Below are 22,776 nucleotides of genomic sequence, written 5' to 3' on the forward strand. Positions count from 1 at the left end.
TATAATATAGATATTGAGTATAAGAAGTCGAGGGATAAAATATGAGAAAACGAGCTAGAATCATTTATAATCCAACATCTGGAAAAGAATTGTTTAAACGTACCTTGCCAGATGTTTTAATTAAATTAGAAAAAGCAGGGTTTGAGACAAGTGCATATGCAACTGAAAAAGTTGGAGACGCAACTTCTGAAGCAGAACGCAGTTTAGAACAAAACTATGATGTATTAATTGCTGCCGGTGGTGACGGTACGCTTAATGAAGTCATAAATGGTATTGCAGAGCAGCCGAACAGACCAAGTATAGGTATTATACCTATGGGTACAGTAAATGATTTTGGACGTGCGCTACATTTACCAAATGACATTATGAGTGCAATTGATGTGATTATAGAAGGCCATACAACTCGGGTTGATATTGGCAAGATGAATAGTCGTTATTTCATAAATTTAGCAGCCGGTGGTCAATTAACACAGGTTTCTTATGAGACGCCAAGTAAACTGAAATCCATTGTTGGACCGTTTGCCTATTATATAAAAGGCTTTGAAATGTTACCCCAAATGAAAGCTGTTGATGTTCGTGTAGAATATGACAATGAAGTTTTTCAAGGGGAAGCATTGTTGTTCTTATTAGGTTTAACGAATTCAATGGCTGGTTTTGAAAAATTAGTGCCAGATGCTAAATTAGATGATGGTTATTTTACATTGATTATCGTTGAAAAAGCAAATCTTGCTGAATTAGGACATATAATGACACTAGCCTCTAGAGGAGAACATATAAAGCATCCTAAGATACATTATAAGAAAGCTAAATCCATTAGCGTATCATCATTTGTAGATATGCAGTTAAACGTAGATGGTGAATATGGTGGTAAATTACCAGGTAATTTCTTGAATTTAAAACAACATATCGAAGTATTTACGCCAAGTGATGTTAATAATGATGAAATAGTCGAACAATAAAAGTACGCTTCGTATAATATTACAAATTCAACTTGAAGAACTTAAGCGTTTCAAGTTAAAATGAATAGTCGAAAAAATTAAAGATACAGAATAAACTGAGAGGTTAGGTAAAGACATCAAATATCCTAACCTCTTTTAGTGTGGGGTGATGTTATGAATGCAATTCAAAAAAATGAGATCATAGAAGGAAAAGTTATAGATTTAACACATGAAGGGCATGGTGTTGTTAAATTAGATCGCTATCCTATATTTGTACCAAATGCGTTGATAAATGAAACAATAGAATTCAAAGTGATAAAAGTTAAGAAAAATTTTGCAATAGGTAAGCTACTTGAAATTAAAAAAGAAAGTGAAGAACGTGTAGAACCACCATGTGTTTATTACCATAAATGTGGTGGATGTCAGCTACAACATATGACCTATCAAGCACAGTTGAATATGAAAAAAGAGCAAGTTGTCAATTTGTTCCACCGTAAAGCAGATTTTAAGGATACAATTATCCACGATACGATTGGTATGGATAATCCGTGGTTTTATCGTAATAAATCTCAAGTACCAGTTGGAAAGAACAATGAAAATAAAGTGATTACAGGATTTTATCGTCAAAGAAGTCATGACATTATAGATATGGATGAATGTTTAATACAAGACAATATGCATCAAGACGTGCTAAATCAACTCAAATTATGGTTCAATGAATTAAATATCAGTATATATAATGAGCGTAAAAAGCAAGGTCTTATGCGTCATGTCGTAATTAGAACAGGACACCATTCTAGAGAACTGATGGTTGTATTTGTTACAAATGGGAAGAAATTCAAACAAAGTGATGTACTTACAGAAAAATTAGTAGCAGCATTTCCAGAAATAGTGAGTGTCAAACATAACGTGAATGATACACATTCGAATGTCATCATGGGTGAAACGTCATATACGCTATATGGTAAAGATGAAATTCAAGATACACTTTCAGATGTAACATTCAAAATCAGTGATCAATCTTTTTATCAAATCAATTCTATTCAAACTGAAAAATTATATCAACGTGCAATTGAATATGCTGAACTTAAAGGTGAAGAAACAATACTAGATACTTATTGCGGTATAGGTACGATTGGATTATACATGGCACCAAAAGCGCAACATGTCTATGGTGTTGAGATTGTCCCAGAAGCGATTGCAGACGCAAAGCAAAATGCGACCTTAAACCAGTTCGAAAATACAACTTTTGTCTGTGGTAAAGCTGAAGAGGTTATTCTAAAATGGAAAGCACAAGGCATTAAACCAGATGTAGTAATGGTTGATCCACCTCGAAAAGGCTGTGACGAAACTTTCTTGGAAACACTTTTAGAATTGAACCCAAGAAAGATTGTCTATATTTCTTGCAATCCATCAACGCAACAACGTGATGCGCAACAATTAGCACAACGATATAAATTAACACAAATTACACCAGTAGATATGTTTCCACATACCACGCATGTTGAAACAGTAGCACAATTTGAAAGACGCTAAATTATAATATTTTATATTTAGGTGATTATACGTGAATATAGGATTTGTGTGAATTTAATTAATAAGTTGTTTACTAATTATTGCAAAATATTGCAGAACAAGTAAGTTTGTTAAAATTCAATTACAAGCAACTAACTTACTTGAAAAGCCCATCATTAGTGGTTACAATCGTTGTATAGTCTAGGTAATAACGATGACGATGACACGGAGGGTTGACACATGTTCAAGATTGATTTGTTCTCTAGCAAGAAAATGTTAGAAGGATTTATACTTTTTCAATTTACAATAGTGATGGTTAGTATATTATTATCTTATAAATTTGCTTTTTCATTTACACACATTATAGAACAAAATATTATATTAAATTTAGTATACGGTATATTAGGATTTGCAGTTGTTTATTTCTTACATGAATTTATTCATAATATAATGTTCCGCTTGTTGTCAAAAGGCAACAAACCTACTTTTCGAATCCGCCAAGGTTTAATTACTACCCATATGCCAAATGTATATTTTAAAAAATGGCAATATATCACTATCATGTTAGCTCCCTTAGTCGTTATTACAACAGTGTTGATTATATTATTCTCATTTTTTGCATATTCATCTATGATATTTATTGCGAGTCTTCATATTGGATATTGTGTAATGGACATGTATTTCTTAACAGGCGCACTTAATAACAAAGTGCAATATATTGAAGATACAGAAGAAGGTATTATATTTTATTCAGATAGTCCAGTGCCACAAATACAGACTCAAAACGAAGTGAAATAATTGAATTTATAAATTTTAAAAACTGAGTTAGTTGTTTACTTACAGAGAGATGCTGATGATTGCGTTTAGCAGTCGTTTGTTCTGATAAGAGATGACTGACTCTTTTTTCGTGTTACTTGAGCAAATTTAAAGAAAATACATATTTTAAAAGGTAAGATTAAACTAATATTATTCATTGTATATAGACGATGAAGGAGCTGAGTGCATTGTCAGAAAGACGTATTATCCATATTGATATGGACTATTTTTTTGCGCAAGTAGAAATGAGAGATAATCCAAAGTTAAAAGGGAAGCCTGTGATTGTAGGTGGAAAAGCAAGCGGTAGGGGCGTAGTTTCAACAGCCTCATATGAAGCTAGAAAATATGGTGTACATTCTGCAATGCCCACTGCACAAGCGCATAAGTTATGCCCAAATGGTTTTTATGTTACTCCAAGATTTGAAGCATATAAAGCAGCTTCAGAAAAGATTATGAAGATATTCAAAAGTTATACTGATGTTGTAGAACCATTATCATTAGATGAAGCGTATTTAGACATTACACATCTAGTTAGAGCAGATTTACCCGCATCAAGTATTGCTCAATATATACGTAAAGATATTTTTGAAGCTACACAACTAACTTCTTCAGCTGGGGTATCTTATAATAAATTTTTAGCTAAATTGGCGAGCGGAATGAACAAGCCGAATGGGTTAACAGTAATTGATTATCGTAATGTACACGAGATATTAATGGAATTAGATATAGGCGATTTCCCTGGCGTGGGTAAAGCCTCTAAACAGAAAATGCACGATAACGCAATATACAATGGTAAAGATTTATACGAACAAAGCGAAAGAGAATTAATAAGACTTTTTGGTAAACGAGGCCATGGGCTATATAACAAAGCGAGAGGTATAGATTATAATCCTGTTAAACCAACAAGAATAAGGAAATCAGTTGGTACAGAGCGTACTTTTGCGACGGATATGAATGATGATGATCAAATATTACAAAAAATTTGGGAATTGAGTCATAAAACAGCAGAACGGTTAGCTAAATTACAAAAATCCGGTAAGACAGTTACAGTAAAAATAAAGACGCACAAATTTGAATCATTATCGAAACAGCGAAGCTTAAGAGACTCTGTCAGAGATGAAACGGATATTTATAATATAGCTTATACTTTATATACAGAATTAAAAGATCCAGATGTACCCATTAGACTAGTAGGTGTAACAGTAGGTAATTTAGAAAAAGCATCTTATGAAAACATGACAATTTATGATTATATTTAAAAAGTGAGTTCAAATTTGAAGCTAAGTTTATTAATCTTTATCCTTTAAATCTTTGCCATAAATATTAAGCATACTACTTAAATCATCATAGTGTTTTAAAAGGCGAAATGTGATCATTGCACAAGCTTTTGCATCATTTAATGCATCATGATGACCATGAAAATCTAAATTATAATATTGCATCATATAATTCAAGCCGTAGCGGTGGTTCTCTATTGTTCTTCTTGATAGTTGTAATGAACAGAAGTATTTCATATTTGGCGTATCACTACCTATAGCTTTAATACTTTCATGCAGGACACTCATATCAAAAGCAGCATTATGTGCGACAACTGGTAGGTCGTCAATGAATTGCATCATAAAAGGGTATACTTTTTCAAACGTAGGTGCATCATAGACCTCATTCGGTTGTATACCATGTACAGCAATATTTTGTTGTGAAAAGTAATCGTTTGGATTGACTAATGTGTAAAATGATTCAGTGATTTGGTGATTAACAACTTTAACCATACCGACTGAACAGATACTAGTACGTTTACCATTGGCAGTTTCAAAATCAAGGGCAATAAATGCGTCAGAATTCATTAAGCAAGGTTCCTTTCTCATGTGTGAATATGATATGACTTTATATAAATATGTGCTTAGAGTCAAGTTAATCAGATTTTAACAAGCCAAATTACAAGCCTATAATAAACATAAAAACTCATCCCAGATTTATATTGGGATGAGTTTTTTGAGACAATAAACTTAAGTTTTAATATGAAGATTACTCTTCGTCAAATGAACGTGCAGCTAATTCTTTCTCGTATAGGTAAAGTGTATTGCTGTCATCACCGATACGTTTTAGGTAATCAAGGTGTGTTTCAAACATAGCTTCTTCTTCTACTTGTTCATCTAAGAACCAATTCAAGAATGAAATAGTGGCATAATCTTTCGCTTGATTAGCTAGATCTGATAAATTATAAAATCTACGTGTAACATCTTGTTCTTGTGCTAAGCCATCTTGAAATGTTTCCAAGATACTAGAGAAATCTGATTTTGGCGCAGGAATCGTTGCAAATAAAGCGTGTTCTCCACGGTCATTGATATAATCATATATTTTTTTACCATGGAATCTTTCTTCTTTTGCTTGTTGAACATAGAAATTTGCAAAACCTTCGTATGATTCTTTGTCGCAAAAAGCGGCCATTGCCATATACGCATGTGCTGCAAAATATTCATGGTTCATTTGTTCATTTAATGCATTTAACAATTCTTTGTTTAACATAAGTAATAGCCTCCATGTATGTTTTTTTTCAGTATAGCAAATCTATTCTCATTAGTAAATAATAATGATTATAATCTGGAAAAAGACATGATTATTTCAATTGAGAATTGTTTGGAATACAACTTAATCATGTTATAATATTTGAGTGAAGAGTGAAGGAGGAAGTACATGAGACATTGGACTGCAACCCACTTAGCAAAATTGGCTAAGCAAGCAAGTAAAGCTGCTGGGAAAAAGGGCACAGACTTGCCAGGTCAAGTTGCTAGAAAAGTGGATAAAAATATTTTAAGAAAATTAGCATCACAAGTTGATGAAATTGTCTTTATAAGTGGCACAAATGGGAAAACAACCACTTCAAATTTAATTGGCCATACATTAAAAGTAAATGATGTCGACATCATACATAATAATGAAGGCGCAAATATGGCTGCAGGTATTACTTCAGCATTTATTTTGCAAATTAAACAAAGTACAAAAATTGCAGTCATTGAAATTGATGAAGGCTCGATTCCAAGAGTACTCAATGAAGTAACACCAACAATGATGGTGGTTACTAATTTCTTCCGTGATCAGATGGACCGTTTTGGGGAAATAGATATTATGGTAAATAATATTGCAAATGCAATTAATAATAAAGGGATTAAGTTATTGTTAAATGCGGATGATCCATTTGTGAGTAGATTGAAGATAGCTAGTGATACAGTTGTATATTATGGGATGAAAGCACATGCACATGAATTTGAACAAAGTACAATGAACGAGAGTCGCTATTGTCCAAATTGCGGTCGTTTATTACATTATGATTATATTCAGTATAATCAAATTGGGCATTATCATTGTGAATGTGGATTTAAACGCGAAGATACTAAATACGAAGTGTCTGAATTTAATTTAAATCCATTCATTAATTTAAATGTAGGAACTGCTACATTCAATATGAAAATCGCGGGAGACTTTAATGCTTATAATACGATTGCAGCTTATACAGTACTAAAAGAATTAGGACTCAATGATGAAGGTATAAAACGTGGATTTGAAACATATACGTCGAATAATGGACGTATGCAGTACTTTAAAAAAGACAGTAAAGAAGCAATGATTAATCTTGCCAAAAACCCTGCCGGAATGAATGCTAGCCTTTCTATAGGAGAACAACTAGAAGGTAGTAAAGTTTATGTTTTAGGATTGAATGATAATGCAGCTGACGGTAGAGATACTTCATGGATTTATGATGCTGATTTTGAAAAATTAGCCAAACAACAAATCGAAGTAATTATTGTTACAGGGCTTCGTGCAGAAGAATTGCAGTTAAGATTAAAATTAGCAGGTGTAGAAGCACCAATCATTTTAGAAAGAGACATATATAAAGCGACAGCAAAAACGATGGACTATAAGGAAAGCTTTACAGTAGCTATTCCTAACTATACTTCTCTAGCACCTATGTTAGAACAATTAAATCACTCTTTTGAGGAGGACAAAGCTAGATGAATGAATTAACTGTTTATCATTTTATGCCTGATAAATTAAATTTATACAGTGATATTGGGAATATTATCGCGCTAAGACAACGTGCAAAAATGCGTGATATTAAATTAAATGTTGTAGATATAAATGAAACAGAGGGCGTTACTTTTGATCAATGTGATATTTTCTTTATTGGTGGCGGTAGTGATAGGGAACAGGCACTAGCTACTAAAGAATTAAGCAAAATCAAAACGACATTAAAAGAAGTAATTGAAGACGGTATGCCTGGTTTGACAATTTGTGGTGGCTATCAATTTCTAGGAAGTAAATATATTACGCCTGATGGTACTGAGCTTGAAGGACTTAATATTTTAGATTTTTATACTGAGTCACAGAAAGACCGTCTCACTGGCGATATTGTAATTGAGAGCGACACATTCGGTACAATTGTTGGTTTTGAAAATCATGGTGGCCGCACATATCATCCATATGGCACATTAGGTAATGTCACACATGGTTATGGTAATAATGATGAAGATGCTAAAGAAGGTATACATTATAAAAACCTATTGGGAACTTATCTACATGGACCAATTCTACCTAAGAACCATGAAGTGACTGATTACTTACTAGAAAAAGCATGTGAACGTAAAGGTATACCATTTACGCCTAAGCAGGTAAATAACACTGAAGAAGAAGCTGCCAAACAAGTAATCGTTAATCGTGTAACACAAAAATAGAATAAGCTTAATAAAACAAAGTGGCTGTTAGAAATCCAATTGGAAATCTGACAGCCACTTTTTAAATTTTACTGCATAAGACTTATATACGCTAAGTGTTATGCAAAACGATGGTCTAATATACGATAGATTAATAGAATTTCATAAATAAGGTGACTTTTTAATTGATTATCATCAAATTCGTCTAAGCCCTTAACAGAAGTTTTCAATAATGAAGCAGATTGTTGTTGTCGTTCAAAAGATCCAGTTGTGTATATGTCATTAATACTTTGAGCAATATTTAAGATAGAGATTTTTTCTTCATTCGTAAATTGGATATGCGTGCCTTTAGGTAAATAGACTAAGTTTGATAAATGGGTGATGAACAATCTGTTTGTATGTGTACGTGTTGTTAATGATTTTAAACGTATCCATTCTGAATCATGATGTTTGTGATAGCTCAGTTCATCCTTTTGATAAGAAAGTAATGTCTCAACTTTTTGATTTAAATCTAACAATACATTTAATTGTTGGTAGGGTGCGCCTTTAGTAAATTTGCCTAACAGTAACTGACGCATACGGTGATGAAAAAGCCCGTACATTTTAGACTCTACGTCATTTATTGAAGATTCAAGTTGGTCATAATATTTTGGTGGGAACACAACAAAGTTGACTAAACCTGCAGTAACCAGACCAATAATTGCAGTTAATAATCTTGAGAAAAAGTTAAAGAAATAAGCATCATGTATACCGGGTATCATAGCCATTGCTGTTAATGTTGCAACAGTTGTTCCAGCTTGAAGTTTTAACTTAGTACAAAATATTATTGTAAATGTAGCACTAAAAGCATATGCAAAAGCAGATTTGTCCCCAAAAACAAATGTGAAAATAACTGCAAAGAGCGCTCCAATTACTGTAGCTGGCAGTCTACGATATCCTTTTTTTAATGATGCCTTTGCAGTGGGTTCAATTGTGACAATAGCAGTTAAAATTGCGAAAATAGGATTTAAATCTAATGCTAAACAAAAAAAGGCAGTTAAAAAAGTAGCCAACCCCGTTTTAATCGTTCGTGCACCTATAAGTCCTTTATACCAATTGTTGCTCATAAAAAAACTCCTAGTCATGTTATGTATCAAAAGAGAATTAACACGAATTACAAAAAGTAGCCATGTTATTCATATAATCAAAATGTTAAACTATACGTGTTCAAATATTCTAATTTATTATATCAAAAAAAGTCTGCTATAATAAGGAAGAATATAATTTACAAAAAGGAACGGGATAATATGATCGTAAAAACAGAAGAAGAATTAACAGCTTTAAAAGAAATTGGTTATATTTGTGCATTAATTAGAGATACTATGCAAGCAGAAACGAAGCCAGGTATCACAACAAAAGAGTTAGACGATATTGCAAAAGAGTTATTTGAAAAACATGGCGCACTTTCTGCTCCAATCCATGATGAAAAATTTCCTGGACAAACATGTATTAGTATTAATGAAGAAGTAGCGCATGGTATTCCAGGCAAACGTAAAATACGCGAAGGTGATTTAGTGAATATCGATGTTTCAGCATTGAAGAACGGCTATTACGCCGATACAGGCATTTCATTTGTCGTTGGCGAAGCAGACAATCCATTGAAACAAAAAGTCTGTGACGTAGCGTTAGAAGCATTTGATGCGGCTATGACAAGAGTTAAAGTAGGTGGGAAGTTAAGTCAAATCGGTAAAGCAGTCCATGCTACTGCACGAAAAAATGATTTAACAGTTATTAAAAATTTAACAGGTCACGGCGTAGGACAATCACTTCATGAAGCACCAAGCCACGTGATGAACTATTATGATCCCAAGGATAAAACTTTACTTAAAGAGGGCACAGTGATTGCAGTTGAACCGTTTATTTCTTCAAAAGCAACATTTGTGACAGAAGGCAAAAATGAATGGGCATTTGAAACAAAAGATAAAAGTTTTGTTGCTCAAATTGAGCATACTGTCATCGTTACCAAAGATGGACCAGTGTTAACTACTAAAATAGATTAGATAGTGTTTCGGTCTAAAGTCCTAATATAAGATGGTTCCGGAGCCTATACCAATGGTTCCGGATATTTTTTATAATAGAGTCTAATCGATCATGAGGTGATTCTATGAATTATATTACGTCTTATTTAGAAAAAATGACAAAACACACATTTCGCACAAGCATAGTGGAGTACCAACGATTTCTTGATAAAAAATTGAGAAGTGTTGAAATGTATATTAAATACTTAATTGAAAGAAAAGGTAATGTAGGCAGTTTAATTGATAGACTGACATTATCATTAGAAAATAAATATATTGATATGTTGGATAAAGAGTACATTGATTGTGCTGAAGAGATAGAACATAAAGATATTGAGCAAATAAAATGTGAATTAAATGAAATGGAAGCAGACTACGCTCGTATTGAAGCCGATTTATCACAACAAGCAACAGAGAGAGCTAATATTGAAACTGAGTGTGATCTAATCGAACGCATTAGTTTAGTCGCTTGAAGAAAGGTGGCGAAACATGACTCATAAATATATATCGACTGAGATGTTAATTGTTTTTACAACATTATTGATTATTGCCAATTTTTATTATATATTCTTTGAAAAAATTGGTTTCCTACTCGTGTTATTACTTGGCTGTATCTTAGCCTATGTCGGTTATTTGTATTTCCATAAAATACGGGGACTTTTATCATTTTGGATTGGTGCTTTGTTGATTGCATTCACTTTATTATCCAACAAATACACAATTATCATTTTATTTATCTTTTTAATAATGCTAATTATAAGATATATTATTTATAGGTTTAAACCATTTAAAGTAGTCGCTACAGATGAAGCAGTTGAGTCCCCAAACTTCATTAAACAAAAATGGTTTGGAGAGCAACGCACACCAGTATATGTATATAAATGGGAAGACTTACAAGTGCAACATGGCATAGGTGATATTCATATAGATATGTCTAAAGCTGCTAATATTAAAGAAAATAATACTGTAGTGATACGACATATTATAGGTAAAGTACAAATTATTGTACCTTTAAATTATAATATTATTTTAAACTTCACTGCCTTGTATGGGAATGCTTATGTTAATGAAACTTCTTATAAAGTAGAAAATAATAACATTAAAATCGTGGAAGAAACGAAAGAAGAAAACTATGCTGTAAACATTTATGTTTCGACGCTAATTGGCGATATTGAGGTGATTTATAAATGAATCACTACATAAGAGCAATAGGATCCATGTTGATATTAGTTTATAGCACATTTTTTGCTCTGTTTTTTATCGATAAAGTATTTGTAAACATAGTATATTTTCAAGGTATGTTTTATACACAAATTTTTGGAATACCAGTTTTACTATTTTTAAACTTATTAGTTATTTTTCTTTGTATTATTGTAGGATCGGTATTAGCATATAAAATAAATCAACAAAATCACTGGTTACAAGACCAAATAGAACGTTCTATTGAAGGTCAAACAGTAGGTATTAATGATCAAAACATTGAATTATATAATGAAACAATTGAATTGTATCAAACGTTAGTTCCATTAAATCAAGAAGTTCACAAATTACGTATGAAAACGCAAAACTTAACAAATGAATCATATAATATAAATGATGTGAAAGTTAAAAAGATTATAGAAGATGAACGACAAAGGCTTGCACGTGAATTACACGATTCAGTAAGTCAGCAATTATTTGCAGCGAGTATGATGCTTTCAGCTATTAAAGAAACACAGTTAGAAGCACCTTTAGATCAACAAATTCCGATATTAGAAAAAATGGTACAAGATTCTCAGTTAGAGATGAGAGCTTTACTATTACATTTAAGACCTATTGGATTAAAAGACAAATCATTAGGTGAAGGTATTAAAGATTTAGTCGTTGATTTAAAGAAAAAAGTACCTATGAAAGTTGTACATGATATTGAAGAATTTGAAGTACCTAAAGGTATTGAAGATCATTTGTTCAGAATTACGCAAGAAGCTTTATCTAATACTTTGAGACATTCAAAAGGTACCAAAGTAACAGTAGAATTGTTTAATATGGCAGATTACTTATTATTACGCATTCAAGACAATGGTAAAGGGTTCAATGTTGATGATAAGGTAGAACAAAGTTATGGTTTAAAAAACATGAGAGAACGTGCGCTTGAAATTGGTGCAACGTTTCATATTGTTTCTTTACCAGATTCAGGTACAAGAATTGAAGTAAAGGCACCATTAAATAAGGAGGATTCACATGACGATTAAAGTTTTGTTTGTTGATGATCATGAAATGGTTCGAATTGGAATTTCTAGTTACTTATCTACACAGCCAGATATTGATATTGTAGGGGAAGGTCAGTCAGGAAAAGATGCGATTGAAAAGGCTCATCAACTAAATCCAGATTTAATCTTAATGGACTTGCTTATGGACGATATGGATGGTGTCGATGCTACCGAGCAAATTAAAAAAGACTTACCCCATATTAAAGTTGTAATGTTAACAAGTTACATTGAAGATAATGAAGTATATCGTGCTTTAGATTCTGGCGTAGACAGCTATATTTTGAAAACGACTAGTGCTAGTGATATAGCCGAGGCTATTCGTAAAACGTATAAAAATGAGTCTGTATTTGAAGCTGAAGTGCTTGTGAAGATGAGAAATAGAATGAAACAACGTGCCGAATTATATGAAATGTTAACGGAACGAGAAATGGAAATTCTATTACTTATCGCAAAAGGTTACTCAAACCAAGAAATTGCGAGTGCATCACACATAACGATTAAAACAGTAAAAACACATGTAAGTAATATATTAAGTAAATTAGAAGTACAAGATAGAACACAAGCAGTTATTTATGCATTCCAGCATAATTTAATACAGTAATGAATTCTATTTTAAGTATTTCCAAAAGGCTAAAACCGAAACGTAGATGATAGACATTTACGTTTCGGTTTTAGTCTTTTTACGTGCTTTAAGGGCTCTATACTAAACAGGACTGATATAAATTAGAAAGCAAAAATAGCTGATAGACATCATGATTTAGATACCTATCAGCTATTTAGCAAAGTTTATATTAAATTATAATTTTTTGTTGTTTGAGTCTGAAATATTATGATTGGAATCAGTAGCATGTGTGGATTCATTTTCAGCATTGATATCAGCTTCGCTACCAACGTGAGTTGTTTCGTTCTCTTCTATCTCAGCCATTGTATGTTCCTCTGGTGTTTTACCAGCGACTACTTTACGTTGGTGGATAATCGCGTTGATTTCAGCGCCGATAATAATAATAAAGCCTGTAATGTATAACCATAACATTAAAATAATGATACCAGCGATACTACCGTATGTTTTAGAATAGTTAGCAAAATTTGATATATATATACCAAATAAGAATGAGCCACCTAAAAATACAATCGTAGCGAATATTGCACCTGGTATTACAGATTTCATTTTAATTTTAACATTTGGCGCTAACGTATATAAAACCATAAACGCTATGAAAATAATGATTAATGGTAATACCACACGTACTAAATTAAAAATCCATTTAATTTGATCACCTAAACCAAGTGGGCCAAATAAAAGCGAACCGATTTGTTCTCCAAAGGTAGGTAATATCAGCGCGATAGGTAAGACGATAATCATAGCAAGTGTAAATAACACACTAAATAATTTAGAAACAATAAAGTTTCTACTATCTTCAACGTCATATGCGACGTTGAAAGAGTTCATAATTGCTGTCATACCGTTTGAAGCAGACCAAAGTGCTAAAATCAAACCTACAGATAATATACTGCCACTAGCATTACTCATAATATCACCAATGATTGATGATACTTGTCCTGCATAATCTGGTGGGACGTGCTCTTTAATCATATCTCTAATCGTTGATTGTTCAACACCTATTACAGGTACTATTGATAATAAGAATAGGAGCATAGGGAACAGTGACAACATGAAGTAATAGGATAATTGTGCAGATAAACCGGATGCATCATCTTTACCTATTCTATAAATAAGATAAGAGAAAAAATTAGGGTTTTTTGTATATTTTGCTGGTTTATTGATACGTGATACAAAGAATTCTTGATTGTCTTTCTTAGGTGATTTTGATTTGAATTCATTAGGCGTGATATACGTACGATCACGCCCGATTTGTTCATCTTTTGATTTCTTAGACTTCTTATCTTCATCCTTTTTAGTTGAGTTTAGAAACTTTGAAGTTGTTTTCTCTTTTTTAGACATATCAAATCTCCTTATGTATTGATATTTTCAGTATATTGTTTAATATACTTTAAAAGTTAAAGAAGGTAAATAACTGTTTATATTCTTTTTTAAAAATTGTTTTTAGATTTTTAAAATATCGCACATTACAAGTTATATACAAAAGACAATACCTAAACATGTAATATTAGGTATTGCCTTAATTTAATTATTTAAACATGTGGAATCAAAAATACTATACTATAAACAAATTAATTGTTTAAGCGATTGTTTTTACGCTCAACGAATGTATTTTTCGCATCTTTTAAAGAACGTTCTAATTCTGGATTATTACGGCGAATTTCTTCTACCACATCTTTCCAATATACTATCTCGTCTTTTACGTTGTTGATCGCTGAAGGTTTTTGAGAACGATTGCCTTCTTTTCTATCTTTAATTGATTGTTTTAATGATTGGCGAGTTGATTTGTCAGCCAATGTTGCTGCGCCTCCAATTACGGCACCTAATAGAATTCCTGGAATTAATTTATTTTGCATGATGTTTTACCCCTCTCTTAGATTTGCATCTTTAACTATAAAATCAATTAAGTTATCACAAGATGATTGTACCATTTTATAAACACCTTCGAAATTATTTGTATAATAAGGATCAGGTACGTCAGTCTCATTCATATCACTAAAGTCTAATAGTTTATACAATTGTCCATTAATGTTTGAATTGATCTGTTTAATATTCTCTACATTACTTTGATCCATTGCAATGATATAATCAAAGTCATCATCAGCTTTAAATAGTTCACTGATCATGTTATCAAAGGGTATATCATTTTTAGTGAGAATATCTTGCGTACCCTCATGAGGTGGCTGACCTAAGTTCCATTCACCTGTACCTCTAGAGGTTACGTTTAAACCTGTTATCTTTCGATCTAGTAATCTTTGTCGCATAATAGCTTCTGCCATTGGTGAGCGACAAATATTGCCTAAACAAACGAATGCTACTGAAATCATGTGACTACCTCCAAATTATATATTGCTAATTCCCATTTTAAAGCTTTTTTAATCATTTCTAAAGCATTATTGTGATAAAAGTTTTACAAGAAACGTAAATTTGATAAAATAAGTTGATAAAAGGGGTGAACGAAGTGACAAATACTAATGAACAAATGATAGTAGAAATAAGAGAACGTTTAAATCTTGTGAATCAAAGCTTGATTGATCCAGATAAATATGAAGAAGCAGATAAGCAAGAAATAGCTGAAATTCATGAATATGTAACATCAAAAGCGTCATTTACACCAAGTGAAGCAGCTGCAATTGCAGACGCACTTGGTCAAATACGCAAATAAAAGGAGTGTATAAATATGACTCAATTACAAGAAAAATTAAAACAATACGCCGAACTTTTAGTTGGTGTAGGAATGAATGTACAAGAAGGTCAACCAGTATTTATTCGCTCAAGTGTTGATGCTATTGAATTAACACATTACATAGTAGAAGCTGCATATAAACGAGGTGCATCTGATGTTAAAGTTGACTATAGTGATGATCGACTTTCTCGCCTAAAATTCGAATATGAACCAGTAGAACATTTTGAAAGTAATGAAGTGAAAGATTATGAAGTGGCTAAGCGCATGGATTATGTAGATAGAGGCGCTGCAAATTTAGCACTCATAACACAAGATCCTGATTTATTAAATGGCATTGACCGTGATAAATTATCAACTTTCCAAAAACAGTATGCTACTGCATATAAAGGATATATGGAAGCAAGTCAGAAAAACCAATTTCCATGGTGTGTGGCAGCCTATCCATCAAAAGCTTGGGCAAGTCGTGTTTATCCAGAACTATCAGAAGAAGCAGCTTACAACACGTTCATTGATGAAGTATTAGATATCGTTCGCGTAGATGGAAATGATCCAGTGGCTAATTGGAAAGACCATGTTGCTAATCTAAGTAAACATGCAGATAAATTACAAAGTAAAAATTATAAAGCACTTCACTATATTTCTGAAGGTACAGATTTAGAAATTGGTTTACCAGAAGGTCATATATGGGAAGATGCAACAAGTTATGCGAGTGGTGGTCAAGCCTTTGTAGCTAATATTCCAACTGAAGAAGTGTTCACTGCACCTCATAGATTAAAAGTAAATGGCTATGTGACGAATAAATTGCCATTAAGTCATAATGGTAATATTATAGATGGTTTTACATTAACTTTTAAAGATGGAGAAGTAATTGATTATAAAGCTAAGCAAGGCGAAGAGGTTTTACGTGATTTATTAAATACAGACGAAGGTGCTAAGCGATTAGGTGAAGTTGCACTAGTACCTGATGATTCACCGATTTCTAACCGCAATACCATTTTTTATAATACATTGTTCGATGAAAATGCATCTTGTCACATTGCATTAGGCTCAGCTTATGGTTTTAATATAGAGGGTGGTACAGAAATGACTACAGACGAAAAGTTAGCACAAGGATTAAATGATTCACTTATTCATGTGGACTTTATGATTGGTAGTAAAGATTTAACGATTTATGGCGTGACACAAGAGGATGAAAAAGAACTCGTCTTCGAAAATGGTAACTGGTCAAAATAGAGAGAGAGGGATGAGTTGTCAGTGTTCTGAAATAGTCTACTATATTCAGAGCACTCACTTTTTGTCTGATAAAAGAAAAGGGATTGATTAAATTATGGAAAGACCAAAACGTAAATCGATGTCTGAAGCACGAAGTATTAAAGAGAGACAAGTATTCCCACAGGAAACGAATCATTTAAAGACAATGTTTGGCGGTATGTTGATGGCGAACATTGACGAAATTTCTGCTATAACAGCAACGAAACATAGTAATTCACAGGTGGTCACAGCTTCAACTGATTCGGTAGACTTTTTAAAACCAATTAAAACAGGTGCTGTAGTTTCTTATGAAGCTATGGTCTCATATGCGGGAAAATCTTCGATGGAAGTCTGTGTTCAAATTATTATAGAAGATGTGCTTAAAAATGAAAGACATTTAGCAGCATTAAGTTTTTTAACATTTGTAGCACTCGGTGAAGATGGTAAGCCAATAGAAGTACCTCAAGTATATCCAGAATCACAGACAGAAAAGTGGTTTTATGATACGGCACCTGCTCGAGTCAAGAGAAGGAAAGAACGTAGAGAAGAAAGTAAAAGCACGATTGAGTTCTTATCAAGCGTGCAACAATTAGGATAATACAAATCGAGGGTGCAAATCGGATTAATACAAGCCGATATGCACCTTTATCACTTTATATATTTTTTTAAAATGGCAGTGATTTATGCCGATTACTGAGTAGTTAATAAAGCACTAGCTAAAAACTACAAGATAAGATTGTGCCTGAGCACAACGAGCACAAAAAGAGTGTCAACAAAGTCAGAGACGCGTTGACACTCTGAAACACTACACTTAGTATTTCGTTATAATATTATTCTGCTACTATCAAAAGTTGTTAATTCCATGTTAGGATAATAATATCTTATAAAAAGGAGTCTCATTAGATAATGAATGAAAATCAAACAATTGATCAAATAAAAGAAAGATTAGAAAAGTTTATTGACGATATAGACCAAGTTAATCCAAACGAAGTAAAAGTGGAAGACATTGATGAGTGGATTGGTTTATTAGATCAGTTAGAAGAAAAAGTAAAAACTGTATCAAACACATCTGAATAAGTTCAGTCTGTCCATAAGTGAGATTGAGCTACTGTATGTTTAACTTTTCTTAATTTCGTCTATACATAATGTAGAACGCAAATAGGAAAGGTGATTATACATGGCTAAAAAAGTAGCAATCATAGTAACAAATGAATTTGAAGATGTTGAATTAACAAGCCCTCAAGAAGCAATTGAAGAAGCGGGGCATGAAACAGTAATTATTGGCGATACAGCGAATAGTGAAGTTGTTGGTAAACATGGTGCAAAAGCTACAGTAGAAGTTAGTATTGCAGATGCTAAGCCAGAAGATTACGATGGATTATTAATTCCAGGTGGATTTTCTCCAGATCATCTACGTGGTGACTCAGAAGGTAGATATGGTACATTTGCTAAGTATTTCACAAAAAATGATGTTCCAACATTTGCAATTTGCCACGGACCTCAAATTTTAATAGATACTGATGATTTGAATGGACGTACTTTAACAGCAGTGTTAAATGTCCGTAAAGATTTATCTAACGCAGGCGCACAAGTTGTAGACGAATCTGTAGTTGTAGATAAAAATATAGTTACGAGTCGTACACCTGATGACTTAGATGATTTTAATAGAGAAATTGCAAATCAATTAACAGATTAATTGAAATTTATTAATTAACGTAAACTTTGGACGTGATTGTCCATAATATATAACTGGAAAAACGTATGGTAATGATTATATTTTATAGGTTGAATTTAAAGTTCAATCTTTTAGATATATTCTGACGCTATGGGTTTTTCCAGTTTTTATATTTTACAATGATAATTATCGCGATAGTATATATGGTGAGGATGGGACATAAATAGATATCCCATCCTCATATCTTATGGTTGTATAATGCTTAATAAACCCAAACATATATGAAATATGCTTACAATGAAACTCTATGCGTAGCGTGACATACACCCTTGGACTGATATTTTCAATTTGGTGTAGATAAACATTTAAACTATTGATAAACTCACTTATAATGATATGAGAGCAACATAAAGGAGCTAGCGCATGAAAAGAAGCGATCGTTATAAGCAAACTAAAAAACAAACCAGTCAAAAAAATTCAAATATACCGCAGCATAATACCTATTTCCAACCAGTAAATAAACCACCAAAAAAGAAAAAAGGAAAAGGTTTGTTGATAAAGATATTAATACCTATCATCATTTTAATCGCTGCGTTTATAGCTACAATGTATGCATTTTCTTTACGAGCAGATGTTGATGAATTGAGAAGTATTGAAGATAAAGAAACATTCGTCTCAGTTTCAAATATGCCAGACTATACTAAGGGTGCATTTATAGCAATGGAAGACGAAAGATATTATAAACATAATGGATTTGATTTCAAAGGTACGTCACGCGCACTATTTTCAACAATAAGTGAGAATAGCGTGCAAGGTGGAAGTACCATTACGCAACAAGTAGTGAAAAACTATTATTATGATAATGAACAATCACTAACAAGAAAAATCAAAGAATTATTTGTAGCACATCGCGCAGAAAAAACGTATGATAAAAATGAAATTTTAAGTTTTTATGTAAACAACATTTATTTTGGAAGTGATCAATACACTGTTGAGTCAGCAGCAAATCACTTTTTTGGGGTAACAACAGATAAAAATAATCCTAATTTACCTCAAATATCTGTATTACAAAGTGCAATTTTAGCTAGTAAGATTAATGCACCAAGTGTATACAATGTGAATAACATGTCGGATAATTTTATCAATCGTGTAAAAATAGATTTAGAGAAAATGAAACAACAGGATTATATTACTGATGAGCAGTATGAAAATGCAATCCAAGAACTCGGCGTGTAATAAACTAAGAGAATAGAATACTACAGTCTAAATTCAGTAGGTGCATGATTTATACATGTTTCAGCCTCAATTATTAAATTGTCAGTAGTTGACAGAATTGAAAATGCGCTTATATCAAGCTATTAAAGAACTACTACTTCGTTTATGAAGACAAGTAGTTCTTATGTAAGTGTTTTAGCTTTTTCTAATCAGTTTTGTGGGAGTGGGAATACGAAATCAAATTTTGATTTCTATCCTACTCCTTTTTTGATGTTATAATTTAAATATACATACAGGGATTAATAGCAATTTCAAATATGCTATACACTATAATTCCATTCATAATCAATATAAGTTATTCTTATAAGTGGAGTGAATAATATGCCTAAAATAACAAAGATAGAAGTGCAAAAAAAGAATAAAGAACGTTTTAATCTATATTTAGATGATGAATTTGAAATGGGAATCGATATTGATACCTTTGTCTATTTTAATTTAAACAAAGGTCAAATTGTTGAAGCTAAAGATATGGAAGAAATCCAAAGCTATGAACAATACAGGCAAGCAGTTAACGCAGCTATTCAATATATTTCATATAGAAAAAGAACTGACCATGAAGTAATAAAACATCTTACAAAGAAAGAAATTTCAGAGTCAGTTATTGCTAAAGTCATAGATTACTGTCATGAGCAAAAGCTCATAGATCATAATGATTATGCGAATAGTTTAAAAAACACCATGATCTTAACGACAGATAAAGGTCCTGGAATATATAAACAAAAATTACGAGAAGCTGGTATTGAACAATTAATTATTGATGAATATAGCCAGATTTATGAACAGGAGCAATCTATGGAAGATATATTAAAAGTTGCAAATAAAATTTTGAAACAGAAAAAAGGGCCATTAGTAAAAAGAAAAGAGAAATTAACACAATCATTAATGCAAAAAGGTTATTCTTTTGAGAAAATTAAAGAAGTAATGGATGAAATGGATTTTTCACAACCTGAAGAACAATTAGATGAGTTATTACAAAACGAATTAGAAAAAGCATATAATAAATATTCAAGAAAATTTTCAGGTAGAAAATTAATTAATAAAACAATAGAAGCACTTATGAGAAAAGGCTATAAATATGATAAAATTAAAGCTAAATTAGAAGAGAGTGGAATAGTAGATGGAACAGAAGAAATTGAGTGAAATGAGTGAAATTGAATTACGTCATGAGATACAAGGTTATAAAGAGAAAATGCGTAAAGCAGAAATGAATGGCATTTTTAATGAATATGACGTATATGCAAGTAAAGTAATTATTGCAGAAAGCTATCTAGTAGATAGAAACAAAGTAGAATTAGGTAAAATATACAAATTAAATGATGGCACAGAAAGCTATTTCAAAGTTGAACGGTTAAAAGGCGTTTTTGCGTGGGGCTTTAGAATTAAAAGTTCAGAACCTGAAGAAGGTTTACCACTCGCATTATTAAAATTGTAGAAGGATGAAGATAGGATGGGTAGTTCAATTATATTAAAGTTACTAAATGTAACTCATTATTATAGAAATAAAAAATCCTCCAAATGGTATTTACCATTTGGTTATGATGAAGAAGATATAGAATTGAATAATTTTAACCTCCATATCTATCAAGGTGAAGCTTTAGGGATAATAGGTGAACCGGGTTCTTCTAAATCATTAATAGGGCGTTTATTAAGTGGTGAAATACAACCCGATAAGGGAAAAGTCGTTATAAAAAGAGACTTGTTTTTTGCTGATATTGAAGATAAATTATTGCAACATACTTCTGTAAATGAGTTTGTGGCTAATGCAGTCATATTGTTTCAATATAAAACTTCGGATCATAAAGTAGAGCAAATTATAAGGTATGCACACCTTGAAGATAAAGCGGATGTTAAAGTTAACCGATTAACTGATTCACAATATGCACAATTATTATTTGCATTAGCAAGAACTTCAAAAGCAAGTATTATTATTTTTAATCATATATTACAATTTTTAGATGAATCTTTTATCGAAAAAGCAATTGGACTTACAGAAGAATACATAAATCAAAATTCAACAATTGTGATGATCGATGATGATGTTCAACGTATAGCTCAGACGAGTAATTACATTGCCTGGGTCTCTCATGGTCAACTTAGAATGGAAGGCTCTTTAAATCAAGTATTACCAGTATTTAAAGACCATGAGAAAGATAGATTGTCATTGGAAGATGAACAAGAGAAGGCGAACTTTGATGTTGATTGGAAAAAAAGTAGAACAAGAACGCCGGAATTAACATACAATTTCAAACGTATAGAAAGATATAATCATGTGAAACCACCTGTTGCATTCGTTAGATTTTGGACGTGGCTTTCAGTATTTGTAGTTGGCTTATTATTTATGGCAGTTTTAATGTTTAATAATGTTGGGAAGTTACAGATTGGACAAAATATTGATCAAGCCTCAATACAAAACCAAAATAAAGATCCATATGAAGAAATGCTAGGTTACGCTATCGTATTAGATGAATCTATTACTGTGGAAGATATGGAAAATGGAAATAAACAAAAAATAAATCAGTATGGTTTTGTAACAATTACTGCTGAAAATAATGAGAATTATAGAATTGATGTAGACAATAAACATTATAAGGTTGCTAAAAATAAAGTGCGATTCTTTGAACCAGCAGCTTTATATGAAGAACATAGTTCTAAATCATTAGCACCATACATGCATAATAACTATATTAATTTTTATGAATTTTTCAACAGTCATTTGCATAAAAAACATAGTACAGTAACAGAAGGGCTTGTTCCAGAAAATAATAAGGACAATCGCTTTGTAGTACCTATAGTACAACAACCTATTTCTATGATTTTTAATGACGAAAATAAACTTAAAGGCTTTACATTCCCTATTAAGAAGAAGGAAGAATTAAAAGAAAAGTTCGATATTGAAAATAATTTCTGGATTACTAAATCTGGAGAAGGCTATTTTATGGCTGATTTAAAAAATAATAAATGGATATATATTGAATTGTAGGTG

At 32.0% G+C, this 22,776-nt stretch carries 26 protein-coding genes; 20 read left to right on the top strand and 6 right to left on the bottom strand.

What is annotated here, in order from left to right:
• Nucleotides 1–41: 41 nt before the first annotated feature.
• The 4 genes from PYW44_RS04770 to dinB all read left to right on the top strand — a co-directional run bounded on the left by PYW44_RS04770 (nucleotide 42) and on the right by dinB (nucleotide 4,528).
• The gene (locus tag PYW44_RS04770; protein WP_115075974.1) at nucleotides 42–959 is read left to right on the top strand and encodes a diacylglycerol kinase; all 918 of its coding nucleotides are present in this window, start codon (nucleotides 42–44) and stop codon (nucleotides 957–959) included.
• Between the two features lie 153 nt (nucleotides 960–1,112).
• Nucleotides 1,113–2,474, top strand: coding sequence for a 23S rRNA (uracil(1939)-C(5))-methyltransferase RlmD (rlmD, locus tag PYW44_RS04775; protein ID WP_021339821.1), 1,362 nt, complete (start codon nucleotides 1,113–1,115; stop codon nucleotides 2,472–2,474).
• Nucleotides 2,475–2,693: 219 nt separating this feature from the next.
• The gene (locus PYW44_RS04780) at nucleotides 2,694–3,251 is read left to right on the top strand and encodes a DUF3267 domain-containing protein (RefSeq protein WP_021339820.1); all 558 of its coding nucleotides are present in this window, start codon (nucleotides 2,694–2,696) and stop codon (nucleotides 3,249–3,251) included.
• 206 nt (nucleotides 3,252–3,457) lie between these two features.
• Nucleotides 3,458–4,528 carry a DNA polymerase IV gene (dinB, locus tag PYW44_RS04785; protein ID WP_021339819.1) on the top strand — a complete coding sequence of 357 codons (1,071 nt, stop codon included), beginning with the start codon at nucleotides 3,458–3,460 and terminating at the stop codon, nucleotides 4,526–4,528.
• Nucleotides 4,529–4,558: 30 nt separating this feature from the next.
• On the opposite strand, the gene PYW44_RS04790 is transcribed toward dinB, so the two are convergent.
• Both PYW44_RS04790 and ftnA read right to left on the bottom strand, forming a co-directional pair.
• Nucleotides 4,559–5,113, bottom strand: a complete 555-nt coding sequence (locus PYW44_RS04790) for a 3'-5' exonuclease (RefSeq protein WP_021339818.1) — start codon at nucleotides 5,111–5,113, stop codon at nucleotides 4,559–4,561.
• A 181-nt stretch (nucleotides 5,114–5,294) separates the two neighbouring features.
• The gene (ftnA, locus tag PYW44_RS04795; RefSeq protein ID WP_002507198.1) at nucleotides 5,295–5,795 is read right to left on the bottom strand and encodes an H-type ferritin FtnA; all 501 of its coding nucleotides are present in this window, start codon (nucleotides 5,793–5,795) and stop codon (nucleotides 5,295–5,297) included.
• 168 nt (nucleotides 5,796–5,963) lie between these two features.
• Between ftnA and murT the strand changes: the two genes are divergently transcribed.
• Nucleotides 5,964–7,283: a lipid II isoglutaminyl synthase subunit MurT gene (murT, locus tag PYW44_RS04800; protein WP_021339817.1), complete on the top strand. Its 1,320-nt coding sequence runs from the start codon at nucleotides 5,964–5,966 to the stop codon at nucleotides 7,281–7,283.
• Entirely contained in the window at nucleotides 7,280–7,999 is a 720-nt protein-coding gene (gene gatD / locus PYW44_RS04805; protein WP_002507200.1) for a lipid II isoglutaminyl synthase subunit GatD, read from the top strand. The genes murT and gatD overlap by 4 nt, the downstream gene beginning before the upstream one ends.
• A gap of 98 nt (nucleotides 8,000–8,097) precedes the next feature.
• Here the strand turns inward: gatD and PYW44_RS04810 are convergent, their stop codons facing one another.
• Entirely contained in the window at nucleotides 8,098–9,084 is a 987-nt protein-coding gene (locus tag PYW44_RS04810) for an FUSC family protein (RefSeq protein ID WP_021339816.1), read from the bottom strand.
• Nucleotides 9,085–9,264: 180 nt separating this feature from the next.
• On the opposite strand from PYW44_RS04810, the gene map reads away from it, so the two are divergent.
• The 5 genes from map to vraR all read left to right on the top strand — a co-directional run bounded on the left by map (nucleotide 9,265) and on the right by vraR (nucleotide 12,885).
• Complete coding sequence (map, locus tag PYW44_RS04815) at nucleotides 9,265–10,017, top strand: type I methionyl aminopeptidase (RefSeq protein WP_002507202.1); 753 nt, start codon at nucleotides 9,265–9,267, stop codon at nucleotides 10,015–10,017.
• Nucleotides 10,018–10,121: 104 nt separating this feature from the next.
• The gene (locus tag PYW44_RS04820; RefSeq protein ID WP_002507203.1) at nucleotides 10,122–10,508 is read left to right on the top strand and encodes a hypothetical protein; all 387 of its coding nucleotides are present in this window, start codon (nucleotides 10,122–10,124) and stop codon (nucleotides 10,506–10,508) included.
• A 16-nt stretch (nucleotides 10,509–10,524) separates the two neighbouring features.
• A complete protein-coding gene (gene vraT, locus PYW44_RS04825) occupies nucleotides 10,525–11,226 on the top strand; it encodes a cell wall-active antibiotics response protein VraT (RefSeq protein WP_002507204.1) in 702 nt (233 codons plus the stop codon).
• Nucleotides 11,223–12,266, top strand: coding sequence for a sensor histidine kinase VraS (vraS, locus tag PYW44_RS04830; RefSeq protein ID WP_002511392.1), 1,044 nt, complete (start codon nucleotides 11,223–11,225; stop codon nucleotides 12,264–12,266). The genes vraT and vraS overlap by 4 nt, the downstream gene beginning before the upstream one ends.
• The gene (gene vraR / locus PYW44_RS04835) at nucleotides 12,256–12,885 is read left to right on the top strand and encodes a response regulator transcription factor VraR (RefSeq protein ID WP_002507206.1); all 630 of its coding nucleotides are present in this window, start codon (nucleotides 12,256–12,258) and stop codon (nucleotides 12,883–12,885) included. The genes vraS and vraR overlap by 11 nt, the downstream gene beginning before the upstream one ends.
• Nucleotides 12,886–13,080: 195 nt before the next feature.
• Here the strand turns inward: vraR and PYW44_RS04840 are convergent, their stop codons facing one another.
• From PYW44_RS04840 to PYW44_RS04850, 3 genes are all read right to left on the bottom strand, one after another.
• Nucleotides 13,081–14,247: a YihY/virulence factor BrkB family protein gene (locus PYW44_RS04840; protein WP_002511391.1), complete on the bottom strand. Its 1,167-nt coding sequence runs from the start codon at nucleotides 14,245–14,247 to the stop codon at nucleotides 13,081–13,083.
• 230 nt (nucleotides 14,248–14,477) lie between these two features.
• The gene (locus PYW44_RS04845; RefSeq protein ID WP_002507208.1) at nucleotides 14,478–14,762 is read right to left on the bottom strand and encodes a hypothetical protein; all 285 of its coding nucleotides are present in this window, start codon (nucleotides 14,760–14,762) and stop codon (nucleotides 14,478–14,480) included.
• A 6-nt stretch (nucleotides 14,763–14,768) separates the two neighbouring features.
• The gene (locus PYW44_RS04850; RefSeq protein ID WP_002507209.1) at nucleotides 14,769–15,233 is read right to left on the bottom strand and encodes a low molecular weight protein-tyrosine-phosphatase; all 465 of its coding nucleotides are present in this window, start codon (nucleotides 15,231–15,233) and stop codon (nucleotides 14,769–14,771) included.
• 155 nt (nucleotides 15,234–15,388) lie between these two features.
• Here PYW44_RS04850 and PYW44_RS04855 point away from each other — a divergent pair, with 155 nt between their 5' ends.
• The 9 genes from PYW44_RS04855 to PYW44_RS04895 all read left to right on the top strand — a co-directional run bounded on the left by PYW44_RS04855 (nucleotide 15,389) and on the right by PYW44_RS04895 (nucleotide 22,773).
• A complete protein-coding gene (locus tag PYW44_RS04855) occupies nucleotides 15,389–15,571 on the top strand; it encodes a DUF1128 family protein (protein ID WP_226956897.1) in 183 nt (60 codons plus the stop codon).
• A 15-nt stretch (nucleotides 15,572–15,586) separates the two neighbouring features.
• Nucleotides 15,587–16,825, top strand: coding sequence for an aminopeptidase (locus tag PYW44_RS04860; RefSeq protein ID WP_064782814.1), 1,239 nt, complete (start codon nucleotides 15,587–15,589; stop codon nucleotides 16,823–16,825).
• A gap of 94 nt (nucleotides 16,826–16,919) precedes the next feature.
• Nucleotides 16,920–17,441 (top strand): acyl-CoA thioesterase, encoded by a 522-nt coding sequence (locus tag PYW44_RS04865; protein ID WP_002511389.1) that lies wholly within the window; start codon nucleotides 16,920–16,922, stop codon nucleotides 17,439–17,441.
• Nucleotides 17,442–17,749: 308 nt separating this feature from the next.
• Nucleotides 17,750–17,920: an SE1561 family protein gene (locus PYW44_RS04870; protein ID WP_002507213.1), complete on the top strand. Its 171-nt coding sequence runs from the start codon at nucleotides 17,750–17,752 to the stop codon at nucleotides 17,918–17,920.
• A gap of 100 nt (nucleotides 17,921–18,020) precedes the next feature.
• Nucleotides 18,021–18,539, top strand: a complete 519-nt coding sequence (locus tag PYW44_RS04875; RefSeq protein WP_002507214.1) for a type 1 glutamine amidotransferase domain-containing protein — start codon at nucleotides 18,021–18,023, stop codon at nucleotides 18,537–18,539.
• A 402-nt stretch (nucleotides 18,540–18,941) separates the two neighbouring features.
• Nucleotides 18,942–19,754 (top strand): monofunctional peptidoglycan glycosyltransferase SgtB, encoded by an 813-nt coding sequence (gene sgtB, locus PYW44_RS04880; protein ID WP_002511388.1) that lies wholly within the window; start codon nucleotides 18,942–18,944, stop codon nucleotides 19,752–19,754.
• A 360-nt stretch (nucleotides 19,755–20,114) separates the two neighbouring features.
• Nucleotides 20,115–20,933, top strand: a complete 819-nt coding sequence (recX, locus tag PYW44_RS04885; protein WP_021339814.1) for a recombination regulator RecX — start codon at nucleotides 20,115–20,117, stop codon at nucleotides 20,931–20,933.
• Complete coding sequence (locus PYW44_RS04890; RefSeq protein WP_002507217.1) at nucleotides 20,911–21,225, top strand: YfhH family protein; 315 nt, start codon at nucleotides 20,911–20,913, stop codon at nucleotides 21,223–21,225. The genes recX and PYW44_RS04890 overlap by 23 nt, the downstream gene beginning before the upstream one ends.
• A 15-nt stretch (nucleotides 21,226–21,240) precedes the next feature.
• The gene (locus PYW44_RS04895; protein ID WP_002507218.1) at nucleotides 21,241–22,773 is read left to right on the top strand and encodes an ATP-binding cassette domain-containing protein; all 1,533 of its coding nucleotides are present in this window, start codon (nucleotides 21,241–21,243) and stop codon (nucleotides 22,771–22,773) included.
• Nucleotides 22,774–22,776 lie beyond the last annotated feature (3 nt).

Origin of the sequence: Staphylococcus equorum (genome assembly GCF_029024965.1) — a bacterium.
In the GTDB taxonomy this organism is placed as follows: Bacteria; Bacillota; Bacilli; order Staphylococcales; family Staphylococcaceae; genus Staphylococcus; species Staphylococcus equorum.